The 19105-nt window shown below is 71.2% G+C and carries 19 protein-coding genes and 1 tRNA gene; 7 read left to right on the forward strand and 13 right to left on the reverse strand.

Translation table 11 applies throughout. The features are described 5' to 3' along the window. Positions 1-86: 86 nt before the first annotated feature. Complete coding sequence (locus tag AC0IW9_RS09980) at positions 87-878, reverse strand: SDR family NAD(P)-dependent oxidoreductase (protein WP_471648081.1); 792 nt, start codon at positions 876-878, stop codon at positions 87-89. Positions 879-1026: 148 nt separating this feature from the next. Here AC0IW9_RS09980 and AC0IW9_RS09985 point away from each other — a divergent pair, with 148 nt between their 5' ends. After that, the gene (locus AC0IW9_RS09985; RefSeq protein WP_471648082.1) at positions 1027-1992 is read left to right on the forward strand and encodes an MYG1 family protein; all 966 of its coding nucleotides are present in this window, start codon (positions 1027-1029) and stop codon (positions 1990-1992) included. A 32-nt stretch (positions 1993-2024) separates the two neighbouring features. Here AC0IW9_RS09985 and AC0IW9_RS09990 read toward each other — a convergent pair whose 3' ends face one another. After that, a complete protein-coding gene (locus tag AC0IW9_RS09990; RefSeq protein WP_471648083.1) occupies positions 2025-2717 on the reverse strand; it encodes a molybdate ABC transporter substrate-binding protein in 693 nt (230 codons plus the stop codon). A 138-nt stretch (positions 2718-2855) separates the two neighbouring features. Here AC0IW9_RS09990 and AC0IW9_RS09995 point away from each other — a divergent pair, with 138 nt between their 5' ends. Then, the gene (locus AC0IW9_RS09995) at positions 2856-4496 is read left to right on the forward strand and encodes a flavin-containing monooxygenase (protein ID WP_471648084.1); all 1641 of its coding nucleotides are present in this window, start codon (positions 2856-2858) and stop codon (positions 4494-4496) included. Here AC0IW9_RS09995 and hppD read toward each other — a convergent pair whose 3' ends face one another. Next, on the reverse strand, positions 4497-5600 hold the full coding sequence (hppD, locus tag AC0IW9_RS10000) for a 4-hydroxyphenylpyruvate dioxygenase (RefSeq protein WP_471648085.1): 1104 nt from the start codon (positions 5598-5600) through the stop codon (positions 4497-4499). An 11-nt stretch (positions 5601-5611) separates the two neighbouring features. Beyond that, the gene (gene phhA, locus AC0IW9_RS10005; protein ID WP_471648086.1) at positions 5612-6439 is read right to left on the reverse strand and encodes a phenylalanine 4-monooxygenase; all 828 of its coding nucleotides are present in this window, start codon (positions 6437-6439) and stop codon (positions 5612-5614) included. 111 nt (positions 6440-6550) lie between these two features. Between phhA and AC0IW9_RS10010 the strand changes: the two genes are divergently transcribed. Continuing rightward, complete coding sequence (locus AC0IW9_RS10010) at positions 6551-7024, forward strand: Lrp/AsnC family transcriptional regulator (protein ID WP_471648087.1); 474 nt, start codon at positions 6551-6553, stop codon at positions 7022-7024. Here AC0IW9_RS10010 and AC0IW9_RS10015 read toward each other — a convergent pair. Beyond that, complete coding sequence (locus AC0IW9_RS10015; protein WP_471648088.1) at positions 6996-8249, reverse strand: flavin-dependent oxidoreductase; 1254 nt, start codon at positions 8247-8249, stop codon at positions 6996-6998. The genes AC0IW9_RS10010 and AC0IW9_RS10015 overlap by 29 nt on opposite strands. 68 nt (positions 8250-8317) lie before the next feature. Here AC0IW9_RS10015 and AC0IW9_RS10020 point away from each other — a divergent pair, with 68 nt between their 5' ends. The 4 genes from AC0IW9_RS10020 (at position 8318) to AC0IW9_RS10035 (ending at position 13325) form a co-directional block, all read left to right on the forward strand. Beyond that, positions 8318-8761, forward strand: coding sequence for a MarR family winged helix-turn-helix transcriptional regulator (locus AC0IW9_RS10020; protein ID WP_471648089.1), 444 nt, complete (start codon positions 8318-8320; stop codon positions 8759-8761). Between the two features lie 17 nt (positions 8762-8778). Further along, the gene (locus AC0IW9_RS10025) at positions 8779-10326 is read left to right on the forward strand and encodes an alkaline phosphatase D family protein (protein WP_471648090.1); all 1548 of its coding nucleotides are present in this window, start codon (positions 8779-8781) and stop codon (positions 10324-10326) included. A 178-nt stretch (positions 10327-10504) separates the two neighbouring features. Beyond that, on the forward strand, positions 10505-11386 hold the full coding sequence (mmsB, locus tag AC0IW9_RS10030; protein WP_471648091.1) for a 3-hydroxyisobutyrate dehydrogenase: 882 nt from the start codon (positions 10505-10507) through the stop codon (positions 11384-11386). Between the two features lie 148 nt (positions 11387-11534). After that, entirely contained in the window at positions 11535-13325 is a 1791-nt protein-coding gene (locus AC0IW9_RS10035) for a sensor histidine kinase (RefSeq protein ID WP_471648092.1), read from the forward strand. 3 nt (positions 13326-13328) lie between these two features. On the opposite strand, the gene AC0IW9_RS10040 is transcribed toward AC0IW9_RS10035, so the two are convergent. The 8 genes from AC0IW9_RS10040 to AC0IW9_RS10075 form a co-directional block, all read right to left on the reverse strand. Beyond that, positions 13329-14213 (reverse strand): lipid A biosynthesis lauroyl acyltransferase, encoded by an 885-nt coding sequence (locus AC0IW9_RS10040; protein WP_471648093.1) that lies wholly within the window; start codon positions 14211-14213, stop codon positions 13329-13331. Position 14214: 1 nt separating this feature from the next. After that, complete coding sequence (locus AC0IW9_RS10045) at positions 14215-15237, reverse strand: zinc-binding dehydrogenase (RefSeq protein ID WP_471648094.1); 1023 nt, start codon at positions 15235-15237, stop codon at positions 14215-14217. Beyond that, complete coding sequence (locus tag AC0IW9_RS10050; protein ID WP_471648095.1) at positions 15234-16502, reverse strand: beta-ketoacyl-ACP synthase; 1269 nt, start codon at positions 16500-16502, stop codon at positions 15234-15236. Before AC0IW9_RS10050 ends, AC0IW9_RS10045 begins: the two co-directional genes overlap by 4 nt. Beyond that, complete coding sequence (locus tag AC0IW9_RS10055) at positions 16499-17650, reverse strand: beta-ketoacyl-ACP synthase (protein ID WP_471648096.1); 1152 nt, start codon at positions 17648-17650, stop codon at positions 16499-16501. The genes AC0IW9_RS10050 and AC0IW9_RS10055 overlap by 4 nt, the downstream gene beginning before the upstream one ends. Beyond that, positions 17647-18111 carry a 3-hydroxyacyl-ACP dehydratase FabZ family protein gene (locus AC0IW9_RS10060; RefSeq protein ID WP_471648097.1) on the reverse strand — a complete coding sequence of 155 codons (465 nt, stop codon included), beginning with the start codon at positions 18109-18111 and terminating at the stop codon, positions 17647-17649. The genes AC0IW9_RS10055 and AC0IW9_RS10060 overlap by 4 nt, the downstream gene beginning before the upstream one ends. 7 nt (positions 18112-18118) lie before the next feature. Continuing rightward, a complete protein-coding gene (locus tag AC0IW9_RS10065) occupies positions 18119-18400 on the reverse strand; it encodes an acyl carrier protein (protein WP_471648098.1) in 282 nt (93 codons plus the stop codon). A 115-nt stretch (positions 18401-18515) separates the two neighbouring features. Next, positions 18516-18601, reverse strand: a tRNA-Leu gene (locus AC0IW9_RS10070). Positions 18602-18686: 85 nt separating this feature from the next. Next, positions 18687-19091 (reverse strand): cupin domain-containing protein, encoded by a 405-nt coding sequence (locus AC0IW9_RS10075; protein WP_471648099.1) that lies wholly within the window; start codon positions 19089-19091, stop codon positions 18687-18689. Positions 19092-19105: the final 14 nt, after the last annotated feature.

The following is a 19105-nucleotide window of genomic DNA, read 5'->3' on the forward strand; positions in this document are numbered from 1 at the left end:
CCCATCACGGTTCGGGCCAGGGGCCCGCCGACCCGCTTGTTGCGGGCCTGGGCAGGCTAGGGGAGAATTCCGCCGCAGCGCAAAGGCTAGATCGCGCTGGCGCTGTCGATCCAGTTGCTGAGCACCAGCCCGCCATCCACCGGCACGAAGGCGCCGGTGACATAGGGCATGCAGCGGTCGGACAGGAGCGCGACGGCGGTCCGTGCCACATCCTCCGGGCTGCCGACGCGGCCCATGGGCACCCGCTTCGCCAGCGCCGCGAAATCCCCCTGGAAGCCGCCGCCCGGCACCGCCCCCGGCGCCACCGCATTCACCCGGATGCCGGCCGCGCCGAAGTAGCGGGCCAACTCCTGCACCACCGCCACCTGGCCGGCCTTGGCGGCGCTGTAGTGCGGCAGGTTGCGCGGCGAATAGGAATGGAGCGAGGCGACGAAGAGCATCCGCCCACGCAGCTTCGCCGCCACCATCCGCTGCCCCAGTGCCTGGGCCAGGAAGAAGCCGGATCGCAGGTTGGTATCCACCATCGCATCCCAATCCGCCGGGGTGACGCCGCCCACCGTCTGCGCCTCCCGCCGCGGCGGGGAGGCGCTATGGACCAGCATCGCCACCGGGCCGAAGGCGGCCGAGGCCGCCTCGGCCAGCACCGCATGGCCCTCCGGCGAGGCGAGGTCGGCGGCCACGAAGACGGCCTTGCCCCCGGCCGCCTGCAGGGTTGCGACCGTCGCCGCTCCGCGCACCGCATCAAGGTCGCTCGCCACCACCGTCGCGCCGCAGCGGCCGAGCCAGAGCGCGATCCCCTGGCCGATGCCGGAGGCGGCGCCGGTCACCAGCGCGACCTCGCCGGCGAAGAGGTCGGTGGGGTAGGGGCTGTCGCTCATGGCCGGTTTCCTCGGTTTTGCCGCAGCCTAGGCATCGCCGGCGCCGGGCGGCAATGCGCGGCACCATCGACGCCCGTCTCCCGCCGGGGTAGGCACTGCGCCAAAGGCGCCACGGCCGCGCCCATCACGGACACATCGGATCCAGACCATGACAGTCGACCAGCGGCTTCCCATCCTCGCGACCCATAGCGGCAAGTTCCATTGCGACGAGGTCTTCGCCTATGCCGTCCTGCGCCTGGCGCTCGGCCTGGGCGAGCCCGGCCAGGACCATGTGCTGCTGCGCACCCGCAAGGCGGAGCTTATCGAGACCGCCGACATCGTCTGGGACGTCGGCTTCACCTTCGATGCCGAGGCGAACCGCTTCGACCACCACCAGCGCGGCGCGCCGCTGCGCCCCGATGGGACGCCCTTCTCCTCCGCCGGGCTGATCTGGCAATTCCACGGCGAGCGGGCGGTGGCCGCGCTGCTGCGGGACAGCGGCTCGGCTGCCTTCGCCGCCGCCATCGCCGCGGAACTCGACGACAGCGTCGTGCGGCGGATCGACGAGAACGACAACGGCGTCGCGGCCGATGGCCCGGTCCGGCGTGACAACCTCGGCTTGGCCGCGCTGGTCGGCGACTTCAACCCCACCTGGGACGACCCGGCGGGCAGCGGCCCGACCGCCGGCGATGCCGCCTTCCTCGAAGCCGCGACCATGGTCGCCGGCATCCTGCGCCGCCGGGTCGAAGGCCTGCGCGCCCGCCTCGCCGCCGAGGCCAGCGTCCTCGCGGCGCACAAGGCCGGCGAGGAGCCGCGCATCCTGGTGCTCGACCGCGGCATGCCCTGGAAGAACGTGGTCTTCTCGCACGACCTGCCGGTGCTGTTCACCGTCTCCCCCGCCTCCAACGGCAATTGGATGGTGGATACGGTGCCGCCGGAGCCCGGCTCCTTCGACCAGCGGATGCCGCTGCCGGAAGCCTGGGCCGGGCTGCAGGCGGAGGATCTCGCGGCCAAGTCGGGCATCGAGGATGCGGTCTTCGTCCACCTGCGCCGCTTCGTCGGCGCCGCGAAGTCCCGCACCGGCGCCCTGGAACTGGCCCGGAAAAGCCTGATGCTGGGCGAGGCCGCCGCCTGAGGCGAAGGGGAGGGGCCTTCGGCCCTTCCCCTCTAGCGGACCGGCAGGAGCCCCTTCGCCCGCAGCACCGCCGGCGTCGCTGCCCCCGCAAGCCAGCCGAGCCAATCCGCCGCATCGCCGGCCGCCCCGGCCATGACCCCGCCGGAGAAGACCGCCCGGACATTCAGCGCCTCCGGCAGCGGCCCGACGATATCCACCCCCGGCACCGCCATCAGCTCGCTCACCTGCTGGATTGCCAGCTCCACCGTCCCGCTCGCCGCCAGTTCGGCGGTGAAGCCCTGCGGGATGATGGTCGCCTTGGCATTGACCGCGGCGGCGATGCCCAGCCGCTCGATCAGCCCGGCGAAGACGATCCCGCTCGCCCCGGCCCGCGAATAGCCGATGCTCCCCGCCGCCAGCAGCGCGGCCTTGAAGGCGTCCGGCGTTGCGATATCCGGCCGCGGCGCCCCCGCCTTCACCGCCACGCCGATCACCGAGACCGCCACATCCACCCGGCTGCCCGGCCGCATCGTGCCATCCGCGACCAGCGCATCCACCGCCTCCGCCGTCAGGATGGCCAGATCCGCCGGCGCCCCGGCGCGGATCCGCTCCAGCAGCTTCGCCGTCGGTTCATAGAGGACCTCGACCCGCCGGCCGGTCGCCGCCTCCCGTGCCGGGATCACCTGCTGCAGCACGCCCATGACGGCCAGGGTGGACAGGATGCGCAGCGGGGCGGCTTCGGGCATTCGGGCTCTCCTTATCGGGGCAGACTGCCCGAAGCCCCCGGCGCCGCAAAGGTTGACAGGCCGGGCCCCGGCGTGTCGCCTTGCCTCCAGGGACCAAGATCGACCAACCAGAGCGCCATCAGGCCCGGAGACCGTCCAATGCCCGAGACCCAAAACGTGGATGCCGTCATCGTCGGCGCCGGCTTCGCCGGGATGTACATGCTGCACCGGCTGCGCGGTCTCGGCATGTCCGCGGTGGTCTTCGAGCAGGGCACCGACGTCGGCGGCACCTGGTACTGGAACCGCTACCCCGGCGCCCGCTGCGACGTCGAGAGCATGCAGTACTCCTATTCCTTCTCGCCGGAGCTGCAGCAGGACTGGCAATGGTCGGAACGCTTCTCCGCCCAGCCGGAGATCCTGCGCTACGCCCAGCACGTGGCGGAGCGGCTGGACCTGAAGCGCGACATCCGCTTCGAGACCAAGGTCACCAGCGCCACCTTCGACGAGGCGGCCAACCGCTGGACCGTGACGACCGACCGCGGCGACCATGTCATCGCCCGGCATTGCGTCATGGCGACCGGTTGCCTGTCCTCCGCCCGGCTGCCGGAGATCGCCGGGCTGGAGACCTTCCAGGGCGCCACCTACCACACCGGCCACTGGCCGCATGAGGGCGTGGATTTCGCAGGCAAGCGCGTCGCCGTCGTGGGCACCGGGTCTTCCGCCATCCAGGCCATCCCGGTCATCGCCCGCCAGGCGGCGCACCTCACCGTCTTCCAGCGCACGCCGAATTTCAGCATCCCCTCGCGCAACGCGCCGATGGATGCGGACTACGAGGGCTGGTGGAAATCCGACTACGAGGCGCATCGGGCCAAGGCCCGGATGATGCGCACCGGCATCCTCTACGGACTGAACGAGAAATCCGCGCTGGAGGTGACGCCCGAGGAACGCCAAGCTGAGTACGAGGCCCGCTGGGCCCGCGGCGGCACCGCCTTCATGGCTTCCTTCGCCGATCTCATCACCAACCGGGACGCTAACGATACCGCCGCCGAATTCGTCCGCGCCAAGATCCGTGGCCTGGTCAAGGACCCCGCCGTCGCCGAGATCCTGGCGCCCAAGGGCTATCCCATCGGCACGAAGCGCATCTGCGTCGATACCGACTACTTCGAGACCTTCAACCGCGACAACGTCACCCTGGTCGATGTGCGCGACGCGCCGATCGAGGCCATCACGGCCAAGGGCGTCCGCACCCGCCATGGCGAGGTCCCAAAGGATGTTGAAGTCGATGCCATCGTCTTCGCCACCGGCTTCGATGCCATGACCGGCGCGCTGACCCGCATCGACATCCGCGGCCGCGACGGGCTTGGCCTTGCCGAGAAGTGGGAGGATGGCCCGCGCACCTATCTCGGCCTGATGACGGCCGGCTTCCCCAACCTCTTCATGATCACCGGCCCCGGCAGCCCCTCGGTGCTCAGCAACATGATCGTCTCGATCGAGCAGCACGTGGACTGGCTGACGGAGTGCTTGGCGCATCTCCGCGCCCGTGGCCTCGAGACCATCGAGGCGACGCGGGAGGCCGAGGACCGGTGGGTGGAGCACGTGAACGAGGTGGCCGACCGCACGCTCTATCCGGCGGCCAATTCCTGGTACATGGGCGCCAATATCCCGGGCAAGCCGCGGGTCTTCATGCCGTATATCGGCGGCGTCGGTGCCTATCGGGAGAAATGCACCGAGATCGCCGCCCAGGGCTATCCCGGCTTCCGCCTGGCACCCTCGCCGCAGGCCGCCGCCGCGGCCGAATGATCAGGTGAGGCTGAGCACGCCCCGCCGGACCTGATCCAGCTCGATGCTTTCGAACAGGGCGCGGAAATTGCCTTCCCCGAAGCCCTGGTCGCCCTTGCGCTGGATCAGCTCGAAGAAGATCGGCCCGATGACCGTGCCGGTGAAGATCTGCAGCAGCCGGCCGCCTTCGGGCGTCGGCGCGCCATCGGTGAGGATGCGGTTGCGCCGCAGCCGGTCGATCTCCTCGGCGGCGAGGTCCGGCATCCGCGTCGGCAGCAGCTCGTAGTAGGTCTCCGGCGTATCCATGAAAGCAATGCCGGCCGCGCGCATGCCCTCGACACTCGCAAAAATGTCGGTGGTGCCGAGGGCGATGTGCTGGATGCCCTCGCCGTTGTAGGCGCGCAGGTATTCCTCGATCTGCGAGCGGTCGTCGCTGCTCTCGTTGATCGGGATGCGGATCTGGCCGCAGGGCGAGGTCAGGGCGCGCGACTTCAGCCCGGTCAGCTTGCCCTCGATGTCGAAGTAGCGGATCTCGCGGAAATTGAAGAGCTTCTCGTAGAAGGCCCACCACACGTCCATCCGGCCGCGCAGGACGTTGTGGGTGAGGTGGTCGATGACCGTCAGGCCGTTGCCCAGGGGACGCGGGTCGGCTCCCTCCAGCCAGCGGAAATCGACGTCGTAGATGCTGCCGCGGGCGCCGTAGCGATCGACGAAGTACAGCAGCGAGCCGCCGATGCCCTCGATCGCCGGGATGTTCAGCTCCATCGGCCCGACCTTGCCGGTGACCGGCTTGGCACCCAGTTCGATGGCGCGTGCATAGGCCGCCGCCGCATCGGCGACGCGGAAGGCCATGGCGCAGGCGGAAGGCCCATGCACCTTCTGGAAGGCGCTGGAGAAACTCTCCGGCTCGGCGTTCAGGATGAAATTCACGTCGCCCTGGCGCCAGAGCGTCACCTGCTTGCTGCGATGGCGGGCCACGGCGCGGAAGCCGAGGCGGGCGAAGAGTGCCTCCAGCACCGGCAGGTCGGGCCCGGTGAATTCGACGAATTCGAAGCCATCGGTCCCCATCGGATTGGCGTCCGAGACGACGCCGGCGAGCGGGGTACGGTCGGGAGGGATGTCCATGCGGCGTCTCCTTACAGGGGTTGGTCACCGGGCGCGGCGGCGCCGGGCGGGATGGGCGCGGCATCGCGTGCCTCGGCCAGCAGGCCGGGCAGGGCCGGCATGATGGCGAAAAGCTCGGCATAGTCGTCGATGCCGAAATAGGTCGGCTGCAGGCTGTCGATGCGGTAGTCGCTGCGCAGCACGCGGCGGACATCGAAGCGCAGCCGGCGCGGCGCATCGCCCTCGGTCGCATGCCGCGTCTCGGTGGCGGAGGAGAGGATGCCGGCGCCATAGGCCCGGATCGCGCCGCCCTCGCGGATCAGCCCGAATTCCACCATGTGCCAGTAGAGCCGCGCCAGCGGCTTCAGGGCGCCGAGCCGGGCCGCGGTCTCGCCCAGCTTGCCATAAGCCTGTAGGAAATCGGCGAAATCCGGCTGCGTCAGCAGCGGCACATGGCCGAAGGCGTCATGGAAGACATCCGGCTCGACGATGTAGTCCAGCTCCTCCGGCCTACGGATCCAGCCGGTGACGGGAAAGCGGCGGGCGGCGAGGTGGCCGAAGAAGGCCGCATCCGGGATCAGCCCCGGCACCGCGACCAGCACCCAGCCGGTGGCGGCGCGCAGCAGGACGGAACATCGGGCGAAATCCGGGATGCCTGCGGCGAAGGGCAGACGGTCCAGCCCGGTGCGGTAGGCCGCCGCGGCATGGCGCGGCAGCAGCGCCGCCTGCCGGGCGTGGAGGCTGCGCCAGGTCGCATGATCGGCCGGCGCATAGGCCGGCTGCGCCGTGGTGAAACCGCCATTGAGCCCGGTGTAGTCGCCCCGCAGCCCGGCCGGCAGCCCTTCGATCAGCCCATCCATGCGAGCCTCCCATCCTGGCGCCAGGATAGCGCCGCGGCAGGAGCGGTTTCCGGCAAAGTTCGCGGCAGATCGGCTAGAGTGTAGCGGAAAGCTCTCCCGAAAGGCCGGCACATGGCGAAATCCACCATCACCCTCGATGCCATCGATCGCCGCATCCTGCGCGCCCTGCAGCGCGACGGCCGCCTGCCGGTGGTCGCTCTCGCCGAGCAGGTGGGCCTCTCCGCCACCCCCTGCCAGCGCCGGGTGACGCGGCTGGAGGATGCCGGCGTCATCACCCGCTATGGCGCGGTGCTGGACCCGGCCCGGCTCGGCCTGCCCTTGCAGGCCTTCGTCATGGTGGCGCTCGACAGCCATGCCGAGGAGGTGGTGGAGCGCTTCCACAAGGCGCTGGCCGAACGGCCGGAGGTGCTCGCCGCCTATACGATGAGCGGCGAGATGGACTACCTGCTGCACGTCCTGGCCGCGGATTTCGAGGCCTATGCGGATTTCGCCCTGAAGGCGCTGCTGCGGATGCCCGGCGTGAAGGAGACCCGCAGCAGCTTCGTCCTCTCGGCGCTCAAGCCGCCGGGCGAGGTTCCGGTGTGACGCTCCAGCTCTCCCGCGCATTCAGCAGCGCCGGGTCGAAGCCGGCGAGCTTCTTGTAGTTGCTGGCGGTGCCTTCCAGCTCAGCCTGGCTGATGACGTCGTGCAAGTCGGAAAACCCCTCCGGCGCCCGCTGGTGCACCAGCTCCAGCACCAGGTCGGGCCCGAGGCCGCGGTTCGCCGCCACCAGCGCTGCCGTCGCCGGCCGCCGCTCCGCCTCGTAGGCCGCCAGGGCATCGTCCCAGCGCTTGCCGGCCAGGTGCCAGGCCAGCCGCCGCGCATCGAGGATGGCCTGGGAGGCGCCGTTGCTGCCGATCGGATACATCGGATGCGCCGCATCGCCGAGCAGGGTCACCCGGCCATCGGTCCAGCGCTCCAGCGGATCCCGGTCGACCATCGGGAATTCATAGACCGCCTCGCATCGACGCATCAGCCCGGGCACGTCGAGCCAGCCGAAGTCCCAGCGCTCGAAGGCGGGCAGCACGTCGGCCAGTCGGCCCGGACGGTTCCAGTCCTCCCGGTTCCAGGGCTGGTCGGCCGGGAAGCGCAACTCGGCGATCCAGTTGGTCAGCCGCCGCCCATCCGGCAGCTCGGCGATGGGATAGACGACGAATTTCTGGTCATGGCTGCCCGCCTGCACCATGGAGGCGCCGGTGAGATAGGCCGGCGCCTCGCTGGTCGCCCGCCACAGGATGGCGCCGTTCCATTTCGGCGGCCCCTCCGCCGGGGCGAAATGGCGCCGCACCACGGAATGGATGCCATCGGCGGCGATCAGCAGGTCGCCACGCGCCACGTCGCCACCGGCGAATTGCGCGGTGACGCCGGCGGCATCCTGGGTGAAGCCCACCAGCCGATGGCCGCTGCGGACCCGCCCGGCGCCCAGCCGGGCCTGCGCCGCCTGCCAGAGCAGCATCTGCAACCGGCCCCGATGGATGGAATACTGCGGCCAATGGTAGCCGGCGGCGCGGCCGCGATCCTCCCGCCAGATCACCTGGCCGAAGCGGTTGGCATAGACCAGCTCCCGCGTCGCCACGCCGGTTTCGGCCAGCGCCTCGCCCAGGCCCAGCTCGGTCAGCTCCCGCACCGCATGGGGTTGCAGGTTGATGCCGATGCCGAGCGGCCGCACCTCGCCGGCGCCCTCATGCACCTCGACCTCGAGGCCCGCGGCATGGAGTGCCAGCGCCGTGGTCAGGCCGCCGATGCCTCCGCCGATCACCAGCACCCGCATGCGCCGCCTCCTTGCCGCCGATTGTTCTGCCCGATAACAATATATCCGCAGAACCAACGCAGGAAACCATGTCTTTCGAGCGCCATCCGGAGGACATCGGCTTCGGTGTCCTGGACCGCCTGCTGGGCTATGCGCTGCGCCGGGCGCAGATCGCCCAGATGCTGGACTTCGAGGCGAGCTTGGCGGGCACCGGCTGCACCCCGCCGCTATTCGCCGCGCTGACCCTGGTCTGCGAGAATCCCGGGCTGCCGCAGACCCGGCTGGGCCAGGTCATGGGACTCGCGCGGTCGCGCATCACCGCCCTCGTGGATACGCTGGAACGCGACGGCCTGCTGCGGCGCATCGCCGTCGCCGGCGACCGCCGGGCGAACGGGCTGGCCGCCACCGCCGCCGGCCGCCGTCGCCAGGCCGCGCTGGCGGCCAGGGTGCTGGCGCATGATGCCCGCATCGCCGCCACCCTCAGCCCGGCCGAGCGCGAGATGCTGCGACGCCTGTTGGATCGCCTCGGCTGAGGGCGCATCCTGCCGCCATGCTGCCACGCCGCACCCTGCTGGCCATGCCGGCCCTGGTCACCGCCTGCAGGTCCCGCGCTGCCCAGCCCTTCGGCCCTTTCACCCTGGGCGTCGCCAGCGGCGATCCCTGGCCCGATGGGGTCGTGCTCTGGACCCGACTGGCACCGGAGCCGCTGGCCCCTTTGGGCGGCATGGCGCCGGATGCCAGGATCGAGGTCGGCTGGGAGGTGGCGGAGGACCCCGGCTTCCAACGCATCGCCGCCCGGGGCCGGGAGCTTGCCCATGCCGGGGAGGGCTTCGCCATCCATGCCGAGGCCGGTGGCCTGCGGCCCGGCCGCTCCTATTGGTACCGCTTCCAGGCCGATGGCATGCCGAGCCCCGTGGGCCGCACCCGCACCGCGCCTGCCCCGGATGCGGCCATGCCCATCCGCTTCATCAATGCCGGCTGCCAGCATCTGGAACACGGCTGGTTCACGCCTTGGCGGCATGTGGCCGAGGAGGCCGAGATCGACTTCGTCTTCCACTACGGCGATTACATCTACGAATATGCCGGCCGAGCGCCCGGCCAGCCAGGCGGCTTCGGCCCCGCCATCCGCCGCCATACCGGCGGCAAGTGCCGCACGCTGGAGGACTATCGCCAGCGCTATGCCCAATACCACGCCGACCCGGACCTGGCGGCTGCCCATGCCGCCCACCCCTTCATCGTCACCTTCGATGACCATGAGGTCGAGAACAACTGGGCCGGAGCCCGGAGCGAGGCCGATGGCCGCAGCACCCGCCATCCCGTCGCCATGCCGGAAGCCGCCTTCCTGGCCCAGCGCGCCGCCGCCTTCCAGGCCTGGTGGGAAGCCATGCCGCTGCGCCGCGCCCAGCGTCCCCGGGGGGCCGATGTCCTCGCGCATCGCCGCCTGCGCTTCGGCCGGCTGCTCGACCTGCATGTGCTGGACACGCGCCAGTACCGGGACGACCAGCCCTGCGGCGACATCAACGGCCCCGCCTGCCCGGAGGTCGCCCGGCCCGGGGCGCAGATGCTCGGCCAGGCGCAGGAGGATTGGCTGCTCGGCAACCTCGGCACCTCGGATGCCACCTGGCAGGTGCTGGCGCAGCAGGTGATGCTGATGCCCCGCATCCTGGCCAATGGCGGCATCTCCATGGACAAGTGGGACGGCTACCCGACCGCCCGCGCCCGGCTGCTGGCGGGCCTTGCGGCGCGGCGCGTCGCCAACCCCGTAATCCTCAGCGGAGACGTCCATAATGCCTGGGCGGGCGACGTCCAGGCGCGCGAGGATGGTCCACCCATCGCCTGCGAAGTCACCGCCACCAGCATCACCAGCACCGGCGACGGGACGGAGGAACTGCCCGCCACCGCAGCCATCCTGGCGCGCAACCCGCATATCCGCTTCTTCAACAACCGGCGGGGCTATTGCCTCCACGCGGCCGGACCGGAGCGGCTGGAGACCTGCTTCCGCGCCGTAGCCGCCGTCACCCGGCCCGATGCGGCGCGGGAGGATCGTGGCCGCTTCATCATCGAGGCCGGGCGGCCGGGACTGCAGCCGCTGGGCTGATGCACGGGGGCGGCCGCAGCGCTGACGCGCAGGGACGGCCGCCGCGCCATCCGGGCCGCCAGGGCCGCGCGCTGCCGCGCCGGATCCCCGCATCTGGCCGGATCAGCCCCGGCGCGGCACACTGGCCCCTTGCCCCGGCCGGCCCTGCCCGCGGGGGCGACACCATGGGGAGGAAAGAATGGCACGCATCGGCTTCGTCGGGCTCGGCAACATGGGCGGGCCGATGGCGCGCAACCTGCTGAAGGCCGGCCACCAGGTCACCGCCTTCGACCTCATGCCCGCCGCGCTGGCCGCGGTCACCGCCGCCGGCGCCGCCGCCGCCAGCAGCGCCGCCGGGGCCGCCAGCCGGGCCGATTTCGTCATCACCATGCTCCCGGCCGGCAAGCACGTGCGCGCCGCCTGGCTGGGCGAGCAGGGGATGGCCGCGGCGGTCGAGCCCGACGCCATCCTGATCGACTGCTCCACCATCGACGTGGCGACCGCGCGGGAGGTGGCCGCGGCCGTCGGCCGGCCGATGCTCGATGCGCCGGTCTCCGGCGGTACCATGGGCGCCGAGGCCGGCACCCTCACCTTCATGGTCGGCGGCCCGGCCGAGGCCTATGCCAAGGCCCAGCCCATCCTCGCCGCGATGGGCCGCACCCTGGTGCATTGCGGCGATGCCGGGGCCGGCCAGGCGGCCAAGGTCTGCAACAACATGATGCTGGCGGCGACCATGATCGTCACCGCCGAGGCCTTCGTGCTGGCCGAGAAGCTCGGCCTTTCGCATCAGGCGCTGTTCGACGTGACGAGCAAGTCCTCTGCCCAGTCCTGGGCGCTGACCTCCTATTGCCCGGTGCCCGGCCCGGTCCCGGCCAGCCCCGCCAACCGGGACTACAAGCCGGGCTTCGCCACCGCGCTGATGGCCAAGGACCTGGGCCTGAGCCAGGAAGCCGCGGCCAGCGTCGGGATGACGACCCCGCTGGGCGCCCAGGCCTGCGACCTGTTCCGCCAATTCGAGGCGACCGGGCATGGCGGCGTCGATTTCTCCGGCATCATCCAGATGCTGCGGGACAACTCATAGCGCCTGATAACAAAAATGTGAGTGAGGCGGCGGGGCGGGATCAGCGACTATCCCTCGGTCCATTACGACCAAGGATTGTTCAGGCGATGCCCAATTATCTCCAGGGTTGCCGGTCGCCCCGGCCGATGCCGTCGGTGCCCTGCCAGCCGTGACGGCCTCCAGCGAGGCCTTCTCGATGGTGCTGGATGCGGCGCCGACGGCGGCCTTGCTGCTGCGGCCCGAGACTCAAAGGGTGGTGGCCGGCAATGCGGAAGCCGCCGCCCTGCTGGGCTGCACGGCGGTGGACCTGGCCGCGACCTGGGATTCGGTCCTGGCCAACTCGGCCAGCCTGCATCCCCGGCTGGCCGAGGTCCGCGCCACGACCGCCGCCGAGGTCTTCGACGTTGTCCTCAATCTGCCGGTCGGCGCGCCCTGCGCCGTCGTGCTGCGGGCGCGCCGGGTTACGCTCCAGGAGCGGAACCTGCTCTCCGTCGGCCTGGTCAGCATCGTCCGGCGTCGCAAGGCCGAGGCCGCCCTCGTCACCGCGAACCGCCGGCTGGAAGTGGCGCTTGCCGGCGCCGACCTGGGCGCCTGGCATTGGAATGCCGAAACCGGCCTGCTGGATGTCTCGGCCCGCTGGGCCGAGATGCTCGGCCGGCCGACACCCGAAGGCGGCATTCCCCTGGCCGCCTGGGAAGCACTGCTCCACCCCGATGACGTGGCGCCGACCCGCGCGCTGATCGCCCCGATGCTGCGAGGCACCAGCGACCGCTACGAAGCCGAATTCCGGATGCGGCACGCCGCCGGCCATTGGGTCTGGATCCGCGCCCGGGGCGAGGTGCTGGACCGCGATGCCGCCGGCCGGGCCCTGGCCATCACCGGCACCCATCTCGACCTCACCGACCTGCGCCGCGCCGCCGCGGCCCAGGCCAACAGCGAGCGGGAGGCACGGCATCGCCTCGCCGACCTCGAATTGGTCTATCGCACCGCGCCGCTCGGGCTGGCTCAGGTGGACCGCGACCTGCGCTTCGTCCGCATCAACCAGGCCCTGGCCGACATGAACGGCTTCCCGATCGAGACGCATCTGGGCCGCAACGTCTGGGATCTGGTGCCCGACCTGCGTGCCGCGGCGGAGCCGCTGCTGCGCCGCGTCCTGGTCGAGGGCGAGGCGATCACCGGCATCGAAGTCACCGGCGAGACCCCCCGCGACCCCGGCGTGAAGCGCGACTGGGTGGAGCATTTCTATCCGGTCCGCGACCCCGAGACGGATGACCTGCTGGGCGTCGGCCTGGTCTGCGAGGAAGTGACGGAGCGCAAGCGGGCCGAGCGCGCCCGCGAGCTGCTGCTGCGCGAGCTGGACCACCGGGTGAAGAATCTCTTTGCCATCATCGGCGGCCTGGTCAGCTTCACCGCCCGCGCCGCGGTGGATACGGCCGCGATGCGGAACACGCTGCTGGGCCGCATCCAGGCGCTGGCCCAGGCGCATGACCTGGTACGGCCGGCCCTGGGCGGGCCGCAGGCCATGCGGGTCGAAGTCCTTGCCACCGGCGGCACCAGCCTGGAAACCCTGGTGCTCGCCCTGCTGCGCCCCTTCCAGGCCGAGGCGGGCGAGGCCGAGCGGCTGGCGCTGGACGGGCCGCCGGTGCGGCTGGGACCCATCGCGGCGCCGCCCATGGCCCTCGCGCTGCATGAGCTGGCGACCAATGCCGCCAAGTACGGCGCCTTGACCCGGCCGAGCGGTGCCGTGGCCGTCCACTGGTCCGAGGCCGCGGACGACATGCTGCAACTGGTCTGGCGGGAGGAGGGCGGGCCTTCGGTCGATACGCCCCGCCGCGCCGGCTTCGGCCACCGGCTGGTGACGCAGAGCGCCGCGCAACTCGGCGGCCAGACGCGCTTCGACTGGAGACCCGCCGGGCTGCGGGTGGAGCTGTTGCTCCCGCGGGACCGCCTGCAGCACTGACCGTTACCGCCAGCGGCGGTGCATCCAGAGCCATTGCCCGGGATGCTCACGCACCCAGCCCTCGACAATGCGGTTGAGCAGCGCCGTCGCCGCATCCACCTCGACCCGGCCGCGCGCATCGCGCGGCAGGTGGATCTCCTCGGTCAATTCCAGCCGGAAGCGGCCGCCGGGCAGGCGGATGGCCCGCGCCCCATGCACCGGGCACTCGAAGCGCCGCGCCATGCGGGCCAGCAGCGGGTTGGAATAGCTAAGCCGCCCCATGAAGGGCACCTGCGGGCCGCGGCTGAAGCGCTGGTCGATCAGCATGCCGACATGCAGCCCCTGGTCCAGCGCTTCCATCATCCGCACCGGCGCGGCGACGTTGGCGGGGATGAGCTTGCCCATCAGCGCTTCCCGCAGCGCCACGATGTCCCGCGCCACGGCGGCATTGTTCGGCGTGCGGTAGAGCACGGCGGAGGGCAGCCCGTGCCGGGCCGCGGCGATCGCCGGCAATTCCCAATTCGCCAGATGCGCGGCGAAGAACAGCGCCGGCTTGCCATCCTCTTGTAGTGCCCTGAAGCGGGCGGTGACCTCGGGCGCGATCTCGATGCGCCCGGGGGAGGGGCTGTCCGGGTCGAAGTCCCAGAGCCGGTCCAGGTGGACGTATTCCGCCGCGGTGCGGCCGAGGTTGTCCCAGGCCTCCGTCACGATGCGGTCGTGCTCGGCGGCGGGCAATTCCGGGAAGGCCTGGCGGATGTTGTCCAGCGCGATGCGATGCGCCTTCACCAGTGGGCCGAGGCGCCGGGCCAGCGCCGCGCCGACCGCCCCGGCACGGTCCGGCCCGAGCAGCCGCACCAGCCGGAACAGCACGCGGACCAGCGCGGCGACGGCGCGGTCCGTAGCCTTCATATCAGAGCGTGACGACGATCTTGCCGAAGACCCGGCGGGTCTCGAGGCGTGCCAACGCATCGGCGAAGCCATCAAGCGGTGCCACGGTATCGAGCACCGGCGTCAGCCCGCCCGCCATCTTCTGCAGCCCGTCGCCGATGTTGCGCATGGCGGCGCCGAAGCTGCCGATGATCCGCAGCTGGCGCTGGAAGACCATCATCAGGTTGGTCTCGGCCGAAACCCCGGATGTGCTGCCGCAGGTGACCAGCCGCCCGCCCATCTTCATCGACAGCAGGCTGCCGGCCCAGGTGGTGGCGCCGACATGCTCGAAGACCACGTCGACGCCGCGCTTCTTCGTCACCTTGCGGGCGACGCTCTCGAAGCGGTCCGTCGTGTAATTCACCACATGGTCGGCACCCAGCGCGCGGGCCTGCGCGCATTTCTCGTCCGAGCCGGCCGTGGCGATGACGGTGCAGCCCATCGCCTTCGCCATCTTCACCGCGACGGTGCCGATGCCGGAGCCCGCCGCCTGGATCAGGATGGTCTCGCCCGGCTCCAGCCTGGCATTGTCGAAGAGCATGTGCTCGACGGTGGAGAAGGTCACGGCGGCGCAGGCGGCATCCGCCACCTCGATGCCGTCGGGCACCGCGACCAGCAGCCGCGCCGACTGGTTCACCAGCTCCTGCGCGAAGCCATCGACGTGGAAGCCCTTCACCCCCGCGACGTTCTCGCAGAGGTTGTCGCGGCCCTCGCGGCAGGCCCGGCAGGTGCCGCAGGTCAACGCGCCATAGGGGATGACCCGCTGGCCGAGGCGCCAGCCGGTGACGCCCTCGCCGAGCGCCACGATCTCGCCCACCGCTTCGGCACCCACGGTCAAGGGGAGCTTGCGCTTGGCGAAGGCCATGCCGCGCCAGCCCCAGACGTCGATGTGGTTCAGGCCGACGGCGAGCATCCGAAGCTGCACCTCGCCGGGGCCCGGCGGCGGCGGCGGCGGCACGTCGACCAGCCGCGTGTCGCGGTCGCCGAAGAGCTGCAGGGCCCTCATGGTGCGGCCCCGAGGACGAGGCACACGTTCTGCCCGCCGAAGCCGAAGGAATTGGAAAGCACGCGGCTCACCTTCGCCGGCCTCGCCACGTTCGGCACCACGTCGAGCGGCACCGCCGGGTCCGGCGTTTCATGGTTGATCGTGGGCGGCAGCATCTGGTCGCGGATGGTCAGCAGGCTGAACACCGCCTCCATCGCCCCGGCGGCCGAAAGCGTATGCCCTATCATGGACTTGTTCGAGGAGATGGGCGGCGGCGCCTCGCCGAAGACCGCCAGCATGCCCAGCGTCTCCATCTTGTCGTTCTCCGGCGTGCCGGTGCCATGGGCATTGACGTAGTCGATCTGCCCCGGCTCCAGCCCGGCATCGGCGATCGCCGCCCGCATGGCGCCGATGATGGCGCCGCCATTCGGGTTGGACCGGGTACGGTGGAAGCTGTCCGCCTTCTCGCCACAGCCCAGCACCAGGCCGAGCACCGTGGCGCCGCGCGCCTCGGCCGCTTCCAGGCTTTCCAGCACCAGCGCTGCGGCGCCCTCGCTCATCACGAAGCCCTCGCGGGTCTTCTCGAAGGGGCGGGACGCCTTTGTGGGGTCCTCGTTGCGGGTGGACAGGGCCGAGAGCAGGGAGAAGCGGATCATCGCCTCCGGCGCCACGCTGCCCTCGGCGCCGATGCAGAGCGCGGCCTGGGCCTCGCCCCGCTGGATCGCCTCGACGCCCAGTTGAATGGCGGAGGCGCCGGTGGCGCAGGCGGTGGTGAGCGAGATCGGCGCGCCGCGGGTGCCGAAGCGGTCGGCCAGCCGCTCGCCGATGCCGCCGAAGAGGAACATCTCGAAGAAATCCTGCCGGCCGGCGGCGGCGTCCACCATCGCGGGGTAGCGCCCAGTCACCTCGCCATGGGTCTGCCGTGCCAGTTCCAGCCGCTGCGGCCACTCGACCTCGACCGGGGGCATCCCGAGGAACAGCGGCCCGGGAAAGGCCTTGCCGATCCCCGCATGGGCTACCGCCTCGGCCCCGGCCAGGGCCGCCATGCGCTCGACCCGTTCGGGTGAGGAGAAGGGGGCGCGTCCCGCCTCCTCCGGCAGCGCCACCTGGCCGGCGATGGTCGTGCGCAGGTGGTCGGTCGGGAAGCGGGTGATGCGGCTGATGCCGGACCGGCCGGCCAGCAGCCCGGCCCAGCTCTCGGCCACGCCGAAGCCCAGCGGCGTCACCAGCCCCATGCCGGTGACGGCGACGATGGGACGGCCCAGGTGGTCGCGCGTCCGGCTCATGCGGCTGCCCCTTCGGCGATGGGCTCCAGCACCGCCAGCGCCTCGCCCCGCCACAGGCCGAAGCCGGTCACCAGCGCCTGCGGCACCAGCCCCGCCTCGATCGCCAGCGCCGCCAGGGCGAGATTGGCCGGGAAGGCGGCCTCCACGGGATGGCCCAGCAGGTCGGTGGTGTGGCGGATGGCGCCAGGCTCGGGCAGCGTCGCCAGGAAACGGGTCTCGCTCCCGGTCGCCGCGGCGACGCCGCTGGCACCGGAGAAGACCGCATAGCCCGGCCGCAGCGGCAGGTCCTGCGCCAGGGCGCTGGCGCTGGCCTCGGCCGTGTCGTCGTCGCGGCGCCGCGCGGCGCCGCTGCGCACCGATTGCAGGACCGCCAGGCCCTTGGCGCCACGGGCGCGGGCATGGCCTTCGGTTTCCAGCACCAGGAAGGCGGCGGCGCTGCCGGTGACCATGCCGCCGCCGGCCGCCGCGCGTTCCGCCATCGGCAGCCACTCACCGCGCCACAGCCCGCCCGAGGGGGCATAGAGCAGGATCATGTCCCAGCGCCCGGCGACGTAGGCGCCGCCGACCAGCGCCATCTCGCCCCGGCCCTCGGCCAGCCGCGCCGCGGCGATGCGCACCGCATCGGCAGCGGCGGATTCCTCGCCCATGAAGGTGCGGGAGGAGCCAGTGACGCCGTGCACGATGGAGATATTGCCGGCCAGCAGGTTGGAGAGCTGCGCCAGGAACAGGGTCGGCCGCAGCCCATTGGCCAGCCGCTCGTTCAGCAGCGGCCCGACCTCGCCGGCGGGCAGCGCGGCCATTTCCCTGCAGATCGCCTCGTCCAGCGGCACGTCGCGCTCGCCGCCGCCGGCGGCCACCACCAGATGCATGTCGGAGACCAGCCCGCGCGCCCCGGCATGGTCGATGGCAAGGCCAGCGGCATAGGTGCCGAGCCGCTGCCAGGGCTCCATCTGGCGCTGGTCGCCCTTCTTCGGGATCTGCGCATCGAGGTTCAGCGGCGGCAGCGGATGGATGGGGAAGGGGGCGAAGGTCGCGGCATCCACCACCGGTGCCGTGGCCGGATCAGCCAAGGCAGCCAGATGCGGCGCGGCCCCCTCGCCGAGGCAGGAAACCAGCCCGACGCCGGTGATCCAGACGGGCTCGGTCATGCCTCGGAATCCTCGATCAGGCCGATCTGCACCGCGCGGCCGCGCATCGCCGCCTGCAGTTCCGGGGCGGGAAAGTCCTGGGTGCTGAATTTCAGCTCGCGCACCTCGCAGATGCGCTTGCCGCCCGAGGTGATCGCCGCATCGGTCACCGCGAAGCCGGAGCCTTCGTGCACCAGGGTCGCGGTCACGCTCAGCACCGTGCCCGGGGCGACGAAGCTGCGCAGCTTGGTTTCCTTGCTGCCGATCAGGAAAGGCATGCGGGCGAAGCCCGACCGGTGCAGCAACAGGTAGCCCGAGGCCTGCGCCATGGTCTCCACCAGCAGCACGCCGGGGACCAGGGGGTGGCCGGGGAAATGTCCTTCGAAGACCGGGCTTGCCAGCGGCACCGTGGCCCCCGCGGCAATGCGCTCGGGACCGACCGAGACGACCCGGTCGATCATCTGGAAGTATTCGAGGCGCACGGGCTGGTTAGCCGGCCTTGGCCGCGACCAGTTCCTCGATCCGCTTCGCCAGGTTCTCCATGACGAAATACTGTCCGGCCGGAGCCGCGCCGGAATTCACTTCCTGCGTCCAGGACTCGACCGGTACCTTGATGCCGAAGGCCTTGTCGATGGCGAAGACGATGTCCAGGAAGTCCAGGCTGTCGATGCCGAGATCCTCGATGACATGGCTTTCGGGCTTGATGTTCTCGCGTGGGACGTCGCTCGTCTCCGCGATGATGTCGGCGATGCGCTCGAACGCCGAGGCCATGGGGAATCTCCGGAACGAACAGGGATGGGAGGCGGGTCTTCGCGCGATCCGGCGCGCTTGGCAAGCGCCGGATGGGCCATGGGCCGGAGAGGCGTCCCGCGGATGTCCTGGTGGCTGGTAGGGGCGGCCGGACTCGAACCGGCATAACCTTGCGATCGGGGGATTTTGAGTCCCCTGCGTCTACCGTTCCGCCACGCCCCCGCGGCAGCGCTGATACCATGGCCAGGCCGGCCTGACGAGATGGGCTGCCGGCACTGTCCGACCCTCAAGCACCGTGTCGCTGGCCTCAGGGCGCCAGCGCCGTCTCGAATTCGGCCGGCGAGGTGATTTCGAGCAATTCCATGTCCTCGGAATGCGCCAGCTCCCGGTGCCGGATGCCGGGCGGCTGGTAGACGCTGTCGCCCGGGTGCAGCAGCACTTCGCCGATGTCGGAATATTCGAAGCGCACCCAGCCCTTCAGCACGAAGACCATCTGAAACGCCAGCGCATGGGTATGCCACAGCGGCTCGGCATGCTGCCCGGGCACGGCGCGGACCACATGCGCGCCGTAGCTCTCCGCCGTCGCGCCGCGGATGCCGAGGTCCCGGTAGGTGAAGAAGGGCCGCAGGCCCGGGTCATAGCTGGCCTCCGCGGCATGGCGGACGGTGGTGCGGCTGCCGCCGGCACCCTGCAACGGCGCATCGTCAGGCATGGGACCTCCCTTTT

The organism is Belnapia sp. AC561 (genome assembly GCF_979252845.1).

Excerpts from the sequence above, each read along its gene's own strand:
- AC0IW9_RS09980 (WP_471648081.1), bottom strand. The coding sequence starts at position 878 with ATGAGCGACAGCCCCTACCCCACCGACCTCTTCGCCGGCGAGGTCGCG.
- AC0IW9_RS09985 (WP_471648082.1), top strand. The coding sequence starts at position 1,027 with ATGACAGTCGACCAGCGGCTTCCCATCCTCGCGACCCATAGCGGCAAG.
- AC0IW9_RS09990 (WP_471648083.1), bottom strand. The coding sequence starts at position 2,717 with ATGCCCGAAGCCGCCCCGCTGCGCATCCTGTCCACCCTGGCCGTCATG.
- AC0IW9_RS09995 (WP_471648084.1), top strand. The coding sequence starts at position 2,856 with ATGCCCGAGACCCAAAACGTGGATGCCGTCATCGTCGGCGCCGGCTTC.
- hppD (WP_471648085.1), bottom strand. The coding sequence starts at position 5,600 with ATGGACATCCCTCCCGACCGTACCCCGCTCGCCGGCGTCGTCTCGGAC.
- phhA (WP_471648086.1), bottom strand. The coding sequence starts at position 6,439 with ATGGATGGGCTGATCGAAGGGCTGCCGGCCGGGCTGCGGGGCGACTAC.
- AC0IW9_RS10010 (WP_471648087.1), top strand. The coding sequence starts at position 6,551 with ATGGCGAAATCCACCATCACCCTCGATGCCATCGATCGCCGCATCCTG.
- AC0IW9_RS10015 (WP_471648088.1), bottom strand. The coding sequence starts at position 8,249 with ATGCGGGTGCTGGTGATCGGCGGAGGCATCGGCGGCCTGACCACGGCG.
- AC0IW9_RS10020 (WP_471648089.1), top strand. The coding sequence starts at position 8,318 with ATGTCTTTCGAGCGCCATCCGGAGGACATCGGCTTCGGTGTCCTGGAC.
- AC0IW9_RS10025 (WP_471648090.1), top strand. The coding sequence starts at position 8,779 with ATGCTGCCACGCCGCACCCTGCTGGCCATGCCGGCCCTGGTCACCGCC.
- mmsB (WP_471648091.1), top strand. The coding sequence starts at position 10,505 with ATGGCACGCATCGGCTTCGTCGGGCTCGGCAACATGGGCGGGCCGATG.
- AC0IW9_RS10040 (WP_471648093.1), bottom strand. The coding sequence starts at position 14,213 with ATGAAGGCTACGGACCGCGCCGTCGCCGCGCTGGTCCGCGTGCTGTTC.
- AC0IW9_RS10045 (WP_471648094.1), bottom strand. The coding sequence starts at position 15,237 with ATGAGGGCCCTGCAGCTCTTCGGCGACCGCGACACGCGGCTGGTCGAC.
- AC0IW9_RS10050 (WP_471648095.1), bottom strand. The coding sequence starts at position 16,502 with ATGAGCCGGACGCGCGACCACCTGGGCCGTCCCATCGTCGCCGTCACC.
- AC0IW9_RS10055 (WP_471648096.1), bottom strand. The coding sequence starts at position 17,650 with ATGACCGAGCCCGTCTGGATCACCGGCGTCGGGCTGGTTTCCTGCCTC.
- AC0IW9_RS10065 (WP_471648098.1), bottom strand. The coding sequence starts at position 18,400 with ATGGCCTCGGCGTTCGAGCGCATCGCCGACATCATCGCGGAGACGAGC.
- AC0IW9_RS10075 (WP_471648099.1), bottom strand. The coding sequence starts at position 19,091 with ATGCCTGACGATGCGCCGTTGCAGGGTGCCGGCGGCAGCCGCACCACC.